This is a genomic window from Priestia sp. GS2, from assembly GCF_036409025.1.
Lineage (GTDB): Bacteria > Bacillota > Bacilli > Bacillales > Bacillaceae_H > Priestia > Priestia aryabhattai_A.
In genome coordinates this window covers 2,152,757-2,169,885 of sequence record NZ_JAZGJX010000001.1, presented here as the reverse complement: position 1 = coordinate 2,169,885, position 17,129 = coordinate 2,152,757, and the positions used below count along the sequence as shown (strand labels likewise).

The following is a 17,129-nucleotide window of genomic DNA, read 5'->3' as shown; positions in this document are numbered from 1 at the left end:
ACTTAAGTTAAGGGTCCTATAAAAATAGAAAATTTAGTTTACTCACTGATTTTGGGGCTCATTTCTAGTTTTTTTGGCTTTTCAATAAACTTTTGAAAAGCATAATTCAAAAGAGCTAGCGAAAAAGAAATAATGAAAAGTATTGTAGAATTAAACTTTTTAAGTTGATAATGACCAATTTTTTGAAAAAGTGAATTTAAAGGATGAGAAAAAATAAGGTCTATTATTAAATTAACAAGTGAATATAACAAAAATCTACCATTTGTAAAATGAAACACCCACAGATTAATTGTAAAGAAAGGTCCAAATATAAAGGCTAATGCATCAAAAACCATGTACTTGATTCCACCTTCTACTTTCCACCACTTAAAAATAGTATTTAAAAGTGTTTGAACCAGTAGTATACATGAGCAAAATAATGTGACTGGCAAAAATCTTTTAAAAGATTTTTTAGGAAGAAAAAGAATAACAATTACCCATAATACAATGGCGTTAAAAATTCTAAAAAAACTTGCATTCAAAATAATCACCCTAATTTTTCTTCTAGTATGTGTTATTTAGTTGATTTCATTCTATATAGAGTGAAAAATAAAGACGATTACTTGACGAAATGGCAGAGTCTTAAGTGGGAATTAATGTGCATTTTAAGAAAGTTATGCAGTTATCTATTTTGTTTATCAAGAAGATAGCGGTACTTCATCATTTGAATTCACTTCAAAAGCTCATACATAACTTTGATAATCCAAACCAAAAAAGTTATCCAAATTAATACAATAAGAAAGCCAACAAACCAATTTTTAGGCCTTTTATTTTTCTTTAATTCTTCTGCTTGGAGTTGATAAGATTCAATTATATGAGAAGGTATTAGTTTTAATGCAAGAGAAATCCCGATAGGAACAATAATTAGGTCATCAAGATAACCCAATACGGGAATAAAGTCTGGAATTAAATCAACAGGACTAAATGCATATGCTACTACGCATATTGCAACAACTTTGGCGTAAAGTGGAACGCTCTTATCTTTATAAGATAGAAAAAGTACAAATAAATTTTGTTTCAATTTTTTGCATAGCTCTTTAATTTTATTATTACATTTTGTTTTTTCATTAATGTTTAAACCCTCCATTCAGCCCAATTATAAATTAAAATAAGTTGGCAGAGTAACTTATTGATGAATAATTGAAAAAAGCAGAATAACAATCTGATGGAAATTATTCAAATAAATATTAAAAATATTTACGGTATTAAATAAGGTAATGAATCAATTAAAGAGGTATTAATTGCTGAATGTATTAGCCAAAAAACTGTCAATTTTAATTGTAAAAATAATAAGGTTGCGACTATAAAAGATGTTAATAAGATTTGTGATTTATTCATTTCACTTCCAAAAGGAAAACAATTGCAGCCAAAATAAGTATGCTTTTTAAAGGTGCTTATGGCTGGCAACAATAAAGGTGCAGTAGCTACTTAGAGAGAAGACTGAAATTGTATCGTACTCAAAGTTATTTGAGACTAGATAACGAAAATCATTTATTGTTTAATATCACTATATAAGTATGTAGCAAACAGTTAATGAAGTATTGTTAAGACTATAAGTGACATATGGTGTATTTATAAAAAAGAATATAATATAAAAAAGGTCGCATGGATTGACCACACGACCACATAAATGACCACGCATTTTCGTTATTTAAAGTACACTAGGATTTTCAAGGGAGTTGGAGAACTCCCTGAAACCGTTGATATACAAAGGTTTTGCGTAACCTCAAATAAAAATGAGTTCAGAGCGATTCTTTCATTTCCATTCATAAGGCGTTTCTTGGTAAACATAATAGTTTAGCCAATTCATAAACAAAAGATTTGCATGTGAGCGCCACGTTTTGAGCGGAGCACGGGTTGGATCGTCATTCGGAAAATAGTGCTCAGGAAGCTTTGCATCCATTCCTTTTGTTTTGTCGCGCATAAACTCATCTTGTAGTGTTTGGACATCATATTCAGGATGACCCGTCACAAATATGAACTTTTCATCCTTTGACATGACTAAATAGACACCAGCTTCTTCTGAGTGTGATAGCAACATTAAATCAGGGTGAGCTCTCACTTCGTTTAAGTCCACATCTGTATGGCGTGAATGAGGAGAGAAAAAGAGATCATCAAAGCCTCTAAGAAGCTTAATAGGCTCTTGAAGAGAAGTATGTGTAAACACACCTGTACACTTTTCGTCAAGCGGTCTTTTATCAATGTTAAAATGATGATATAACCCAGCTTGAGCTCCCCAACAAATATGCATCGTTGACGTAACGTTTGTCTTACACCAATCCATAATTTCAGTTAGCTCTGACCAGTAATTTACATCTTCAAATGGAATATGCTCAATTGGTGCACCGGTGATGATCATGCCGTCAAACTTTTGGTGTTTAATTTGCTTAAAGGTTTTATAAAACTGTTCCAAATGATTTTTACTCGTTGTCTTTGCTTCATGAGTTGCCGGGTGCAAAAGCGTAATATGTACTTGCAACGGTGAGTTCCCCAGCAGGCGAAGCAGCTGTGTTTCCGTTTTTTCTTTTTCAGGCATTAAATTTAAAATCGCAATATTTAAAGGGCGAATTTCTTGATTAAATGCCCGTACATCATCCATGATAAAAATACGTTCTTTTTCTAAAATTTCTTTTGCTGGTAGATCACGCGGGATGTTAATAGGCAATAAAACTTCCTCCTGTTTTTTCGTAATATAACGTGCAATCAATCCCTATATAGGATGAACGCACAGATTTTTATCTCTTGAATGGTTTTTCAAAGACGATTTTCATTTCTATATACAATACACTATTATATGAATATACAGAATATTAATCAACTGAATTTTCGAAAAAGTATAGTTTCTTATTCGTAATTTAAGCCAAAGGTGATACAATATACAACAGTAAGTGCTAGATGATACTTAGATAGGACTAATATACATAAATAAGGTTCTTTTAATGGTAAAAAGAGCGTGCATTCATTTGTATGAAAAAGGAGAAGGATAATATGACAACCAAGAAACAAGTGAAAAGTGATTTACAAATCGCTCAAGAAGCAAGAATGAAACCGATTAAGGATATTGCAGCTCAGCTAAGTATTTTAGAAGAGGAGCTTGAGCCATACGGTCATTATAAAGGAAAGCTTTCACTAGATATTATGGAACGCCTAAAAGACCAAAAAGACGGTAAGGTTATTTTAGTGACGGCCATTAACCCGACTCCCGCAGGTGAAGGAAAGTCTACGGTAACTGTAGGGTTGGCACAAGCGCTTCAACAGCTGGATGAAAAAGCAATTATCGCGATGCGTGAACCTTCTTTAGGTCCAGTCATGGGGATTAAAGGAGGCGCAGCTGGTGGTGGCTATGCTCAAGTTGTACCGATGGAGGACATCAATCTTCATTTTACGGGAGACCTTCACGCCATTACAACAGCAAACAATGCCCTATCAGCTATTATTGACAATCACATTCACCAAGGTAACGAATTAGGAATTGATACGCGTAAAGTAACGTGGAAGCGCGTTGTTGACTTAAATGATCGTGCACTTCGTCAAGTAGTAGTTGGACTTGGCGGCCCAGTTCAAGGTGTACCAAGAGAAGATGGTTTTGATATTACAGTAGCATCAGAAATTATGGCTATTTTTTGTTTGGCAACAAGCGTTCAAGATTTAAAAAAACGATTAGCTCGCATTGTAGTGGGTTATACATATCAAAATGAGCCAGTAACAGTCGCTGATTTAAATGCAGAAGGAGCACTAACTCTTCTTTTAAAAGAGGCGATTAAGCCTAATCTCGTCCAGACGTTAGAGCATACGCCAGCTCTTATACACGGCGGTCCATTTGCTAATATTGCCCATGGATGCAACAGCGTTATTGCAACGAAGATGGCGGCTAAACTAGGTGATTATGTTGTCACAGAAGCAGGATTTGGTGCTGATTTAGGAGCAGAAAAGTTCTTAAATATTAAAGCTCGAATGGCAGATATTCAACCTGAAGCTGTTGTGCTGGTTGCAACCGTACGCGCATTGAAAATGCACGGAGGTGTTCCAAAGACTGAGTTAAGTAAGGAAAATATTGAAGCGCTACAAGAAGGCATGAAGAATTTAGAAAAGCATATTGAAACAATCCGAGCATTTGGAGTTCCATGCGTCGTAGCAGTAAATCGCTTCATTACGGACAGCAAGGGAGAAATTGAAACGATTATGAGCTGGTGTGAGGAAAATAACATCAGAGTTGCCCTCACAGAAGTGTGGGAAAAAGGTGGCGCTGGTGGTGTGGGCTTAGCGAGAGAACTTCTTGATATGATGAAAGCAGAAGAGTCGAACTTCGCACCGATTTATGATGTATCCGCGACAATTGAAGAAAAAGTAGATACGATTGCAAAAGTAGTATACGGAGCAAGCGGCGTAGACTTTTCGTCTAAAGCTCAAAAGCAAATCGCTCAGTTTGAACAATATGGCTGGTCCTACTTGCCGATTTGTATGGCCAAAACACAGTATTCGTTAAGTGATGACCAAGATTTATTAGGAAGACCTGAAAACTTCCGCATCACAATTCGTGAGTTTAAGCCATCGATCGGTGCAGGTTTTCTAGTTGCTTTAACAGGATCCATTATGACGATGCCTGGCCTCCCGAAAAAACCAGCAGCGCTAAATATGGACGTTGACGAGAACGGACAAGCAGTAGGAATCTTTTGATAAGAAGAGGCGATGGGTGCATCGTCTTTTCTTATTTTTTCCAAAATGCGTATGTTATTATAGGAAATGGTTAGAACAAGTAAAAGGTTAAATTATTTTATTGTAAAGAAAGTAGTGGAACAATGTTCGATCCAATTGTATTTGATAACTTAAAAGTGGTTGTGGAAGGAGAAATATACGATTTAGATTTATCGGGACAGGTATCGGTTGTAAATCGTGAAGACTTAATGGACTTAGCTCGTTTTACAAGAACGTATCGTATTTCATTTCAACAGCATTCGTGCTGTACGGCAACCTTAGCGCTTTCAACTGATTTAGATAATATTCACGCTGAATTAACGCCGTCTCGGCAGGAAAAGCCCGGCTGTACGGTATTTATCTCTTTTTATATGAAGCAAGCTGTTGCTTATACAAATGAAGACTGCAATGAAATCCGAACGCTATGTGAGAAGGTATGGGGAGCAAATCGAGTAATTGAACAACGAGTCATTCATAAAGTGGATACTAACGAATATGAAAATGAAGTAAAAGTGGTATTTAATCGTTTTGTTTATGAAGACCAAGTGGCCGATTTAATCGAAATGATTGACTATATGCTCCAAACAACAGACCAGTTGAAAAGTTACTATGATCAGCAAACACAAGATGAGAACTTATAAATTGTTGAAACGACACCTCATGCATTACAATAAAGGTATGAACGATACTTTACTAAATGGAGGTCGAATGTATGTCAGTTTATGAGTATTCTGCAAAAACGATTAAAGGTGAAGAAGTGTCGCTTTCCCAGTATGAAGATAAAGTTTTGGTCATTGTTAATACAGCAAGTAAGTGTGGCTTTACTCCTCAGTATAAGGAGCTTCAGGCACTTTATGAAGAAATGAAGGATCAAGGTGTAGAAGTTCTTGGCTTCCCTTGTAATCAATTTGGTGGTCAAGAGCCGGGGAGTGCGGGCGATATTGAACAGTTTTGTGAATTGAATTACGGAGTATCTTTTCCAATGTTTGATAAAGTGGATGTAAAAGGTGAACATGCACATCCTTTATTTACATACTTAGCCGAAGAGGCGCCTGGTGTGTTTGGATCTAAAACGATTAAATGGAACTTCACCAAATTTCTTGTGAACCGTCAAGGGGAAGTAATTAAGCGCTATGCGCCACAAACTGCACCAAAAGATATAAAGAAAGACATTGAAGAATTAATTTAACAAACAGCAGGTGAGCATAGTGTTCATCTGCTTTTTTGTTACTCAAACACCCTGAGCTTCTTTGTGGTAAAATAAATTGAATAAATGCGTTTCATAAGGAGGCTAAAATGAGGCGAACGATAAAAGAAGCAGAAGCATTTGTGAAAGAAAAGCTCGCACATGACACTACGGGCCACGACTGGCAGCATATTAATCGCGTGCGTAATTTAGCTATGCTCCTATGTGAAAAAGAAGGCGGCAATAAACAGGTAGTCGAACTGGCTGCTTTATTTCATGATGTTGTAGATGATAAACTAGTGGTTGATGTTGATAAAGCATATAAAGAAGTAGAAGAGTGGCTGATGGTTCACAAAATTAACCAAAAGGATTGTCATCATATTATACATATTTTAAAAACAGTGTCTTTTAAAGGTGGAAACCGACCGAAAATGACGACGTTAGAAGGAGAAGTTGTGCAAGATGCGGATCGCTTGGATGCAATTGGAGCAGTAGGTATCGCGCGAACATTTATGTATGCAGGAGCTAAAGGGACACCCTTATACAACCCTTCAATTGAGATTCGAGACGTGATGTCAGAGCAAGAATATCGAAACGGAAAGTCAACGGCCGTTGCGCATTTTTATGAAAAGCTACTGAAGTTGTACGAAGGAATGAATACATACACAGCTAAAGTAATTGCAAAGGAACGCCATGACTATATGCTTGGTTTTTTAGCACAATTTAAGAAAGAGTGGAATTATAAAAATGAAAATGATTACGATTGAAGAATTAACAAAAACGTACGGAGAAAAGAACTTATTTAATCACTTAACCTTTACCATTACTGAAAGTGAGCGAATTGGATTAATCGGTGTCAACGGTACAGGAAAGTCAACGCTGTTAAAAATTATTGCGGGGCTGGAAATAGCAGATAGTGGGGAAGTAGTGCACGCGAAAGATTACCGTATTACGTATATGCCTCAACACCCTGATTTTAATCCTGAACTTACAGTACTAGAGCAGGTCTTCAGCGGTGACACGCCTCTTCTTCAGCTTTTAAAGCAATATGAGCTTGCACTGTACGAGCTTCAGCGCGATGCTTCAAGTGAAAAAGCACAGCAGAATTTATATAACCTTCAGCAAAAGATGGATGCAATGAATGCATGGGAAGCAAACTCTAGTGCTCAAGCTGTTCTAACAAAGCTTGGAATTACAAATATGCAAGAGAAGATTGGGGCATTATCTGGTGGTCAGAAAAAACGTGTCTCTATTGCTCAGAGCTTAATTCAAACGCCAGATCTTTTAATTCTAGATGAGCCGACAAACCACTTGGACTATGAAACTGTAAAATGGCTAGAAGAATATTTAGCAAAGTATCAAGGTGCCGTTTTGCTCGTGACGCATGACCGTTACTTTTTAGACGCTGTGACGAATCGCATCTTTGAATTAGATGGTGGAAATTTATACAGTTACAAAGGAAATTACGGAGCGTTTTTAGAAGGGAAAGCACTTCGTGAAGAGCAAGAAAAAGCAACTCAATCCAAGTTAAGTAATTTATATCGTAATGAATTAGCGTGGATTCGACGTGGTGCCAAGGCACGAACAACGAAGCAAAAAGCGCGAATTCAGCGATTTGAAGAGCTTGAAGGAAAAGTAGGAAGTACTGAAAAAGAGGGACTGGATATAAGCTTAGCAGGCAGTCGTTTAGGGAAGAAAGTTGTTGAATTAAAAGAGGTGTCAAAAGCATTTGAAGGTAAGACGCTCTTGAACGATTTCACTCATATTGTAAAAAAAGGAGATCGTATTGGGATTGTCGGTAAAAATGGAAGTGGGAAGTCAACGCTTTTAAACATGCTTGCTGGTCGTATTGAACCCGATAGTGGAGAGGTTGATCGTGGGCAAACCGTTAAAATGGCGTACTATACGCAAGAAAGTGATGATATGGACTTAAATAAACGAATGCTAGATTATATCAAAGAATCAGCTGAAATTGTCCAAACGACGGATGGGAAAGTTATTTCAGCTTCGCAAATGCTTGAACGTTTTTTATTTCCTTCTCATGCACACGGAACGCCAATTCGAAAGCTTTCAGGTGGAGAACGTCGTCGCCTTTATTTATTGAAGCTTCTAATGACATCACCGAATGTGCTGCTGTTAGACGAGCCAACAAATGATTTAGATACACAAACCCTAACGGTATTAGAAGATTATTTAGAGGAATTTCCCGGCGTTGTTATTACCGTTTCACATGATCGCTATTTCTTAGATAAAGTCGCTGACTACTTGTTAGTATTTGAAGGAGAAGGGGTCATTTCAGCTTATTACGGAGCTTATACAGATCAGCTGGAAGAAGCAAGACGTCAAAAGCAAAAACAAGTGCAAGAGACCAAAGTAAAAGAAGAAAAGCCTAGAGTCCAAGAAAAGCAGAAAAAGCGTCGTTTATCATATAAAGAGCAAAAAGAATGGGATGAAATTGAAGACAAAATTGCAGCGAAAGAAGAGGAAATTGAACGCTTAACAGCTGAGATTGAACGAGCTGGAAGTGATTACTCTAAAGCTCATACCTTATCAATGGAACAAGAGCAGGCAAACGATGATTTAAATGAGCTGCTAGAACGCTGGACGGAGCTTTCGGAACTGATTGAAGAAATTGAAAATGCATAAAAAGCAGGTGATTAGACCCTCTGTTTTTGAGCGTGTTACAATGTAAAAAAATGAATTTGAGGAGTATGAGTGTATGAAGATTAAATCAATTGAACCCACACCAAGTCCGAATACAATGAAAATCAACTTAAATGAAGTGTTGCCTGGAGGAAAAAGCAACAACTACAATAAAGATAATAGTCATGAAGCCCCAGCAGTTATTCAAGAAATCATGAAAGTTGAAGGTGTAAAAGGTGTATATCACGTTGCTGATTTCTTAGCAGTTGAGCGTAATGCAAAATATGATTGGAAGCAAATTTTACCTCAGGTTCGCGCAGCTTTTGGAGAAGACGTACAGGGTGAGGCTGAAAATCAGCAGATTAATGAACATTACGGAGAAGTAAGCGTAGCTGTTCAGCTATTTAAAAATGTTCCTATGCAAGTAAAGTTAACGGACGGAACAGAGGAGAAGCGATTCGGTCTTCCAGAACGGTTTGCAAAAGCGGTTGCTGAGGTTCAGCAATTTGCATCAAACGTTGTATTAGAGCGTAAATGGAAAGAGCAAGGCGTTCGCTACGGTGAACTACAAGCAATTGGAGAAGATGTTGTAGAAGAGTTATCAGCGGCCTATCCTGAGGAGCGTTTGAATCGACTTGTCCAGCTTGCAAAGCAAGAAGAAAGTGGAGAGCAAGTTGTAAAGCCACGCGAAGCCTATAAAGTAACACAAGAAATGTTAGATGAAGAAGAATGGACAGTTCGTTATGCTCATTTAGAGCAAATGAATCCTACAGAGGAGGATTTACCCGTACTGAATAAAGCACTTGATGATGAAAAAGCATCCATCCGTCGCTTAGCAACTGTCTATCTTGGAATGATTGAATCGAAAGAAGTCCTTCCATTTTTGTATAAAGCTTTAAAAGATAAGTCTGTCACGGTTCGTCGTACTGCAGGAGACTGTATGTCCGATTTAGGATTTGAAGAAGGAATTGTTGCGATGTGTGAAGCACTGCAAGATAAAAGTAAGCTTGTACGCTGGAGAGCAGCGATGTTTTTATACGAGGTAGGAAACGATACAGCATTACCAGCTTTAAAAGCAGCTGAAAATGACCCAGAGTTTGAGGTCGATTTACAAATTAAACTAGCAATTGAACGAATTGAAGGCGGAGAAGAAGCCAAAGGCTCCGTTTGGAAACAAATGACGGAAAGTCGTAAAGGGTAAGAAAAAAAAGAGCATTCAGCTGAATGCTCTTTTTATGTGTGAGAAGGAAATTGCAATGGTTTCATTGTATTATTAATAGTCATAGACTGATAATGATTAGAATGTAAATACGTTAATATAGTAGGCAAAGACTGTGCGGTAAAAGGTTTATCGTGAAATAAGATAACAGGTGTTTGACCGCTTGCATTAACGTGTTCAATATGTGGCTCGATGGACTGGATAATTTTTGGTGCAGAGCGTAACGCCCAATCCTCACTATCAATATTCCAATCCCATAGCTGATAACGAGAAGTCAGCTGTGTTCTATGTGGTTCTTTTAAGTACGGAACGCTACCAAACGGTACACGGATGAGCTTGCTGTCAACGCCAGTTACGTCTTTAAGAGTGTTTAGGCACGTTGTCATTTCGTTTAAAGCGGCTCCATCTTTCCCATACATCTGATGAATATCATGTGAAACTCCGTGACACCCGACACTATGCCCTTCAGCAACAATGCGTTTAGCGATGTCAGGATAGCGATCAATTTGATTCTTTAATAAAAAGAACGTTGCTTTAACGTTATAGTCTCTTAGAGTATCTAAGATTTTTGGAGTATCATTGTTGGGTCCGTCATCAAACGTAATAAAAACTGGTTTAGTAAGCGGTTCGTTGCGGTCGTTTAGCGTATTTGCTAAATATGCGCTGTGATGCAATGTGTTTAACGTCTTATTCGCATAGTTTGCACTATTTTCTTTTTGTGGCATTGGTGTGTAAGCCAATGGTTCTTTTACGGCTAGGCTCATTGTTTGTGCATTCGTATATTTACCGATTACTGCCAATAAAAGAAAAATGAGTAGTGCTAAGCTAATTCCAATGTACAAGTGTTTTGGTTTCTGTAAAGCCGGTCTCAATGAAAAAATCCTTTCTGTGTATAAACTTCTAACTATAACTATAGTATAAAAAATGGAAGAATAATAGTAAAATACGGCAAAAATTGAACGAATTTTAGTAATTGCGGCTTCTTCTCAATTTATGTAATACTAAAGGGAGCTCCAGCTAGATTTTTCCTGGCATTTGTAGTATGATGTGTGGATGAATCATTGTAAGGAGGAAGATTACGATGTCAATGGCATATGAAGAATATATGCGTCAGCTTGTGAAGCCGATGCGTGAAGAGCTAACTCGTGCAGGGTATAAAGAGCTTACAACAGAGGAAGCGGTAACAGAGTTTATGGAAAATGCAGAAGGTACAACGTTTGTTGTTGTCAACTCAGTATGCGGATGTGCTGCTGGATTAGCTCGTCCTGCGGCAACACAAGCATTTTTACATGCTGAAAATAAACCGAATCAAGCGATTACCGTATTTGCTGGCCAAGACAAAGAAGCAACGGCAAAGATGAGAGAATATTTTGGTGATATTGAGCCATCTTCTCCATCAATGGCGTTATTAAAAGGTAAAGAAGTTGTTCACTTCATTCCACGTCATGAAATTGAAGGTCAATCATTAGAAGCTATTTTTGAAAATGTTTTAGATGGTTTTAACAAGCACTGCTAATTTATAGTGTGCTACGAAGTAGATGAATAACGTAAGGCGTAAAAAGGATGTCTTCAGGCATCCTTTTTCTTCTGTGTAAAAAAATGTAGCTTAGGAGGAAAGGAGTAAAAATAATGATTGTAACGACAGCTGGCAGAACGGATGAGGAAATGATCAGCTTTGCTAAAAGCGTAGCAAATGATTTACACATTCCATACGTTGCTCGAGCGAAAGCATCTGTAAAAACGTTGCAGAATAAAGAAAAATCAAATCTTTTAGTTGTTGGAAAAGAGCGAATGGAACTACATATTCAAGAAGTAGAAGAACCATTTTTCTTTCACCCAAACTCAGCAATGTTTCGTGCAAAGCGGCTGTTAAAGGGTGAACTAGACCCGTTCATTCAAGCCACAAAATTAACAGCTGGTATGAGTGTATTAGACTGCACCCTTGGCCTGGCTTCTGACAGTATTATAGCCAGCCTTATCACCGGAGAAAGCGGGCTGGTAAAGGGGCTGGAAGGGAATCGCTTTATGGCCTATTTATTAAAGCATGGCTTAAAAACGTGGAAAAGTGGCATTTGTGAAATAGATGAAGCGATGAATAGAATTTCTGTTGTTCACCAAACTTTTGAAACATATCTTCATTGCTGTGAAGATAATTCATTTGATATCGTCTATTTTGATCCCATGTTTGAAGCAAATCTCTCTGAGTCTAACGGAATTCAAGGGTTAAAGCAGCTTGCTTTATACACAGCGCTAACGGAGGAAGTAATAACGCAGGCAAAGCGAGTTGCAAGGAAGCGTGTTGTGTTGAAAGATCACTATAAAAGTACGCGTTTTCTTGATCATCAATTTCATGTATATAAGCGCAAAACAGCAGCTTTTCATTACGGTGTTATTGAGATAAATGAAAGTAAATAAACTGAAAACATGGTTTATATTCACCATAAAAGAGGTAGAGGGAAACTAAAACCAGCATCAAAATTTTTTTGACTATATCTTTTAATTGAGAAAAAAGTTTTAAAAAAAAGGTGAAAAAAATTGAAATGTGATACAATACACACTATATTAAAAATAGTTGAATGAAAGAAGAATTGAAAGGACCGATAATGATGCCTAGATGGTTGAAAAGAATGCTCGTTGTATTAATTACGGTATTTACATTTGGGCTTGTCACGCCACCTGAGTATTTATACGTTGATGACGCGAAAGCCGACAAGCAGCATAAATCAGGATATATACGTGATGTTGTGCCTTCCACAACCACGTTTGAAGATGCTGAGCTTCCCTCTATTCACTTTAAGTTTGAAGACGTTGATTCATTTGTTGCATATGCAATGGACCAAGCAGAGAAACAGTCCGTTGAAAAATTTGGAACGAAAATTGGACCTGTTATTGAAGATGAATTTCGTGGTGCTGTCCTACCTGAGATTGAAAAAGTCCTTACTGATATTGGTACAGAAAGAGAACAAGATATTACAAACCTAGAGATAAGTGAACATCCAGCTTCGGGTTACGGAGAGAAAATTTTTCATGTATATGATCTGCAGTCTGGGCAAGATTTGATTCGCTTTCATGTGCGGCGGGAGAATCCTCCAAAAGATGGATATTGGTTTAACTTCCATTATCATAAAGCAGAAGATAATTTTCAAAAGCACTATACGTTAGGGAAAATTTATTGGAACCGTAATATGCCTCCAAAATGGATGTCGTAATTAGGTTCAGTGACTAAAACTAGATTTTGATAAATCTAGTTTTTTTGTATTTCTCCTCAATAATAGGCTATGTAAGAAGAGTAGATGCCAAGATTTGCTTGGAAGTCTTTTCTGTTTTGTGTGATAGCATAAAGCTAGGGGAGGAACAGCAGGTGAAAAAGAGAATCTTATTTGTTTGCATGTTGTTGCTCGGAATCGGTCCGACAATAACATATTCTTCGTTTGAACGAAATTACACGCTATTAAAAAATGTGGATGTTGGAATGGAAACAAGCAACCAATCCTACATTTCTCGCTATCTAAATGAAATAGTTTACGTACCAAAAGACAGCTATAACGAACAAGAAGTAATGACCAGCTTGCACTATATTAGTCGCATACCGTCACCGCTCTTAAAAGAAATGGTTGAAAAAGAAATTAATATAAAGTTATTTAATGGGCAACTAACTGATGAGCCAGGTTTTCTGTTTTTAAGAGGGAAAGTACCAAGAGGCTATGAGCTTTCGAGTAAGGTATGGGATGATGTCCCTGGAGCAGGAGGTTCAAAAACGGTTTATGTGAAAATTGGTCACAGCGAAAAAGGGCAAGGGCACGGTTCGGTAAACTTAGAACTGCACGAGATTGCTCATACGGTGGATCGTCATATCTTGCACAATCTCCGTCATAAAGATCAATTCTTAAAGGTTTGGAACGAAGAAAAACAGGTTCTATTTCCGAATCAGCACTACTTTTTACACTATCCAGAAGAATACTTTGCTGAGGTGTTTGCAATGTATTATGCAAATTCCTTCACCCGTAGTTATTTAAAAGAAAATGCTCCACAAACAACTCGTTACTTACAAAAGGTCATTGATGCACGGAACTTCTAGGATACCAAGCAAGTAATATGATAAACCAAAACAAATTCGTTATAATAGAGATAAGTGATTTGACAAAGATTGTTAAACATGAACATAATTGTATGAAGTTTGTTATTGGAGGATTTATTAATGAAAAAAATTACGGAAGAAAAACAGTTTCATGAACAAATCAAAGGAGAAGAGCTAAGCGTTGGTATCTTCACTACAACATGGTGTCCAGATTGTAAACGCCTTGACATGTTCATTGATGAAATTATTGAAGAAAATCAAGATAAAGCTTGGTTTGAAGTCGATAAAGATGAATTTGAAGAACTTTCTGCAGCAAATAATGTAATGGGAATTCCATCGCTTCTTGTCTATAAAAATGGTGAAAAAATTGCACATCTTCACAGTGCAAACGCAAAAACACCTGAAGCAGTGCGTGAGTTTTTAAGCTCAATCTAATTTGAAAGCTACTTGTTTATATGAGCAAGTAGCTTTTATTGTATAGAGTTTTGAACCCGATTATTAGATGAAAAACAAGCTTGTAGAATACGAACGTATGTTTTATAATTCTTGTATGGAAATAAAAGGTGATACGGAGGGGGTTTGAATGTACATAACAGTAGAAGACTTTATTAAAGAATGGAACCGGGAAGCCCTGCTTACTCAAAAAGTTTTAGAAGGTCTAACTGATCAAGCGTTAACTCAAAAGGTGTATGCAGAAGGCCGCACTCTAGGAAGAATTGTATGGCACTTTACAACAAATATTCCAGACTATTTGGTTCATTTTGGGGTGGAAATAGCTAAGCTAGAAAATGCTGAACATATGCCCTCCTGTGCTAAAGAGTTTGCGGAAACTTTCAATAAAATCAGCTTACAGGTAGCAAAAGCGATTAGCCAGCAGTGGACAGATGAAACATTAAAAGAAGTACAAACAGCCTTTGGGCGACAAGAGACGAATGCTCAAATCTTAATGGGATTGATTAAGCATATTATCCATCATCGTGGACAAGTTACGGTTCTTATACGTCAAGCTGGGCTTGAACCTTTTGGTGTATACGGTCCCACAAAAGAAGGATGGGAAGGTAGAGGCGTTGAAAATCCTCCTCTTTAAAGATAATTGGGCTATAAAAAAAGAGTCTTTTTAAAGACTCCAATGACTTACCCCTAAATTTTCAGCCTATCATAACCATACAATAGCAAAAGCATCTATGCCTTACTATTACTTTGATAGAACTTCTGACCTGAAATGTATGAACGTTATGTTGATTTTCTATTTCCATTTTGAATGGAGTGCGTTATACTAAGACAGGTGAATAATCGTGAAGCAATAAGGTCTCAATTTTAACATTGAGTGAAAAGGGAAGTTTGGTGCAAGTCCAACGCGGTCCCGCCACTGTAAACGTTAGATGTCTAAAGATGCCACTGTTTGAAAAATGGGAAGGCTTAGTACATCATATACGTAAGTCAGGAGACCTGCCTTATTGTCAACTGTGAAACCTTCGAGGAGAGGGGAAGCAGGGTATTTGACGTACATAAACAGTGCGAAAGTCATTCGCATCATTTAACGTTACCTGCTTTACTTTCGATTGAAAGTAAAGTTTTTTTATGTGTGCTGAGCGACTTCATAACCGATACATAAATAGGAGGGGTTATCTAAATGAAAAAGTGGTTATCATCTGTTATTGTTGCGATGTTCCTTGTTGTTCTTGCAGCCTGTGGCGCAACTGATGAAGGAAGCAAACAAACAGAACAAACAAAGCAAACAGAAGAGCAAGCTGTTACGGTTAAAGATGCAAGAGGAGAAGAAGTAACGGTTGAACAAGCACCTAAGAAAATTGTTTCTCTTATGCCAAGTAACACGGAAATCGTTTATGAGTTAGGTCTTGAAAAGGAATTAGTTGGCGTAACGAGCAACGATGATTATCCTGCAAGCGTGAAAGAAAAAGAACAGGTAGGGGATATGAATATCAACGCGGAAAAAGTTATTTCATTGAATCCAGACCTAGTGTTAGCTCACGGTTCGAGCATGGGAATGTCGGATGAAGTTTTCAAGCAGATTGAAAGTGCAGGTATTCCGCTATTCGTTGTAAACGATGCAACGGATTTTAATACCGTGTATGAAACAATTGAAAACATCGGGAAGCTAACGAATAAAGTAGAAGAAGCAGATAACACGGTGAACGAAATGAAAGCTGCTGTTTCAGAAATTGAAGAAAAAGCGAAAGAAATTAAAGATGAAGATCGTAAGAAAGTATGGGTAGAAGTTTCACCTGCACCTGAGATTTATACAACTGGTAAAGGTACTTTTATGGATGAAATGATTAAAACAATCGGAGCAGAAAACGTAGCTGGAAATGAAGAAGGTTGGGTAAAACTTTCGGAAGAGAAAGTGGTTGAGCTAAACCCAGATACAATTGTTACAACCTATGATGGGGACGCAAAAGAAATTAAAAGCCGTCCAGCATGGAGTGATATTACAGCTGTAAAAGAAAATCAAATTGTAAACGTTGATTCTAATAAAACAAATCGACCTGGACCACGAATTGTAGAAGGGTTAGAAGAGTTCGCAAAAGCCGTATATCCTGAGGTGTATAATTAATCGAGAAAAGGACCATATTCCAATTCAAAAAGGAATTGGTCCTTTTTTATCGTTACGTCTTCAGCAGGATGATGAATTATTAATGATGAAAACAAGTACACCGTTTAAAGCTTACAATTCAGGTGTGCTAGGAGACGGCATGATTGAGACCAATGTTTTTTATAATCGCTTTGTAAATAAATACTACCGTGCTGATTCACCAGCCGAAGAATATAGAGCATTTTTAAAAGAAAAAAGCTTCGTTTATGATAAAGTAGTAGGGTTAATGACGGCTGTTTATTTGCGCAATAAATCGGTTTATACATATTGTAAAGACGGTCTGACAATCTCATCCATTATTACTGCCGGGGTTGGTAATGCTGTGGATTTGACGAGTGATGATATTACTCCATTTTCTTCAAAGCCTGGGACAATTAATATGTTCATATTCATTGACGGAAAGTTAACGGATGCTGCGTTTTTACAGTTATTTATTGCAGCAACAGAAGTGAAAACCCGAATGCTGTATGAGTTAGGAGTGCAAGATCCAAACACACAGACACTTGCGACAGGGACATCTACGGATAGCGTTTGTATTGCTGCGAGCCAAAAAGGTAGCTTGTATGAGTACGGCGGATCTATGACGGTTCTGGGACAAGCGGTAGGAAAGCTCGTTAAACTAAGTTTACTTGAAACAATTCAAAAAAGGTGATGT

18 protein-coding genes and 1 riboswitch are annotated in these 17,129 nt (G+C 37.4%); of the genes, 14 read left to right on the top strand and 4 right to left on the bottom strand.

The window, feature by feature from the left end; translation table 11 throughout:
• Positions 1 to 38: 38 nt before the first annotated feature.
• From V2145_RS11295 to metA, 3 genes are all read right to left on the bottom strand, one after another.
• Complete coding sequence (locus tag V2145_RS11295; RefSeq protein ID WP_094909732.1) at positions 39 to 521, bottom strand: hypothetical protein; 483 nt, start codon at positions 519 to 521, stop codon at positions 39 to 41.
• Between the two features lie 188 nt (positions 522 to 709).
• Positions 710 to 1,060 carry a YkvA family protein gene (locus V2145_RS11290; protein ID WP_442956782.1) on the bottom strand — a complete coding sequence of 117 codons (351 nt, stop codon included), beginning with the start codon at positions 1,058 to 1,060 and terminating at the stop codon, positions 710 to 712.
• Positions 1,061 to 1,795: 735 nt separating this feature from the next.
• Entirely contained in the window at positions 1,796 to 2,704 is a 909-nt protein-coding gene (metA, locus tag V2145_RS11285; RefSeq protein WP_330987708.1) for a homoserine O-acetyltransferase MetA, read from the bottom strand.
• A 323-nt stretch (positions 2,705 to 3,027) separates the two neighbouring features.
• Between metA and V2145_RS11280 the strand changes: the two genes are divergently transcribed.
• The 6 genes from V2145_RS11280 to V2145_RS11255 all read left to right on the top strand — a co-directional run bounded on the left by V2145_RS11280 (position 3,028) and on the right by V2145_RS11255 (position 9,764).
• A complete protein-coding gene (locus V2145_RS11280; RefSeq protein WP_330987707.1) occupies positions 3,028 to 4,716 on the top strand; it encodes a formate--tetrahydrofolate ligase in 1,689 nt (562 codons plus the stop codon).
• A gap of 122 nt (positions 4,717 to 4,838) precedes the next feature.
• Positions 4,839 to 5,375 (top strand): hypothetical protein, encoded by a 537-nt coding sequence (locus tag V2145_RS11275; RefSeq protein WP_094909736.1) that lies wholly within the window; start codon positions 4,839 to 4,841, stop codon positions 5,373 to 5,375.
• Positions 5,376 to 5,446: 71 nt separating this feature from the next.
• Positions 5,447 to 5,923, top strand: coding sequence for a glutathione peroxidase (locus tag V2145_RS11270; protein ID WP_210608401.1), 477 nt, complete (start codon positions 5,447 to 5,449; stop codon positions 5,921 to 5,923).
• 107 nt (positions 5,924 to 6,030) lie between these two features.
• A complete protein-coding gene (locus V2145_RS11265) occupies positions 6,031 to 6,687 on the top strand; it encodes an HD domain-containing protein (protein ID WP_330987706.1) in 657 nt (218 codons plus the stop codon).
• A complete protein-coding gene (locus tag V2145_RS11260) occupies positions 6,668 to 8,566 on the top strand; it encodes an ABC-F family ATP-binding cassette domain-containing protein (RefSeq protein ID WP_330987705.1) in 1,899 nt (632 codons plus the stop codon). Before V2145_RS11265 ends, V2145_RS11260 begins: the two co-directional genes overlap by 20 nt.
• A 73-nt stretch (positions 8,567 to 8,639) precedes the next feature.
• The gene (locus V2145_RS11255) at positions 8,640 to 9,764 is read left to right on the top strand and encodes a conserved virulence factor C family protein (RefSeq protein ID WP_094909740.1); all 1,125 of its coding nucleotides are present in this window, start codon (positions 8,640 to 8,642) and stop codon (positions 9,762 to 9,764) included.
• 32 nt (positions 9,765 to 9,796) lie between these two features.
• Here the strand turns inward: V2145_RS11255 and V2145_RS11250 are convergent, their stop codons facing one another.
• Complete coding sequence (locus V2145_RS11250; protein WP_330987704.1) at positions 9,797 to 10,654, bottom strand: polysaccharide deacetylase family protein; 858 nt, start codon at positions 10,652 to 10,654, stop codon at positions 9,797 to 9,799.
• A 209-nt stretch (positions 10,655 to 10,863) separates the two neighbouring features.
• On the opposite strand from V2145_RS11250, the gene V2145_RS11245 reads away from it, so the two are divergent.
• The 8 genes from V2145_RS11245 (at position 10,864) to V2145_RS11210 (ending at position 17,126) form a co-directional block, all read left to right on the top strand.
• Positions 10,864 to 11,298 (top strand): BrxA/BrxB family bacilliredoxin, encoded by a 435-nt coding sequence (locus tag V2145_RS11245; RefSeq protein WP_094909741.1) that lies wholly within the window; start codon positions 10,864 to 10,866, stop codon positions 11,296 to 11,298.
• Positions 11,299 to 11,411: 113 nt separating this feature from the next.
• Positions 11,412 to 12,197, top strand: a complete 786-nt coding sequence (locus tag V2145_RS11240) for a class I SAM-dependent methyltransferase (RefSeq protein ID WP_330987703.1) — start codon at positions 11,412 to 11,414, stop codon at positions 12,195 to 12,197.
• A 191-nt stretch (positions 12,198 to 12,388) separates the two neighbouring features.
• Positions 12,389 to 12,991 carry a YpjP family protein gene (locus V2145_RS11235; protein ID WP_165932496.1) on the top strand — a complete coding sequence of 201 codons (603 nt, stop codon included), beginning with the start codon at positions 12,389 to 12,391 and terminating at the stop codon, positions 12,989 to 12,991.
• A gap of 152 nt (positions 12,992 to 13,143) precedes the next feature.
• Positions 13,144 to 13,860 (top strand): anthrax toxin lethal factor-related metalloendopeptidase, encoded by a 717-nt coding sequence (locus V2145_RS11230; protein WP_330987702.1) that lies wholly within the window; start codon positions 13,144 to 13,146, stop codon positions 13,858 to 13,860.
• A 120-nt stretch (positions 13,861 to 13,980) separates the two neighbouring features.
• Entirely contained in the window at positions 13,981 to 14,295 is a 315-nt protein-coding gene (locus V2145_RS11225) for a thioredoxin family protein (protein WP_131886888.1), read from the top strand.
• Positions 14,296 to 14,443: 148 nt separating this feature from the next.
• Positions 14,444 to 14,947 (top strand): DinB family protein, encoded by a 504-nt coding sequence (locus V2145_RS11220; protein WP_330987701.1) that lies wholly within the window; start codon positions 14,444 to 14,446, stop codon positions 14,945 to 14,947.
• A gap of 202 nt (positions 14,948 to 15,149) precedes the next feature.
• A riboswitch (cobalamin riboswitch) is annotated at positions 15,150 to 15,331 on the top strand.
• Between the two features lie 162 nt (positions 15,332 to 15,493).
• Entirely contained in the window at positions 15,494 to 16,435 is a 942-nt protein-coding gene (locus V2145_RS11215) for an ABC transporter substrate-binding protein (RefSeq protein WP_131886886.1), read from the top strand.
• An 82-nt stretch (positions 16,436 to 16,517) separates the two neighbouring features.
• Complete coding sequence (locus V2145_RS11210; protein ID WP_330987700.1) at positions 16,518 to 17,126, top strand: adenosylcobinamide amidohydrolase; 609 nt, start codon at positions 16,518 to 16,520, stop codon at positions 17,124 to 17,126.
• The last annotated feature ends 3 nt before the right edge of the window (positions 17,127 to 17,129 follow it).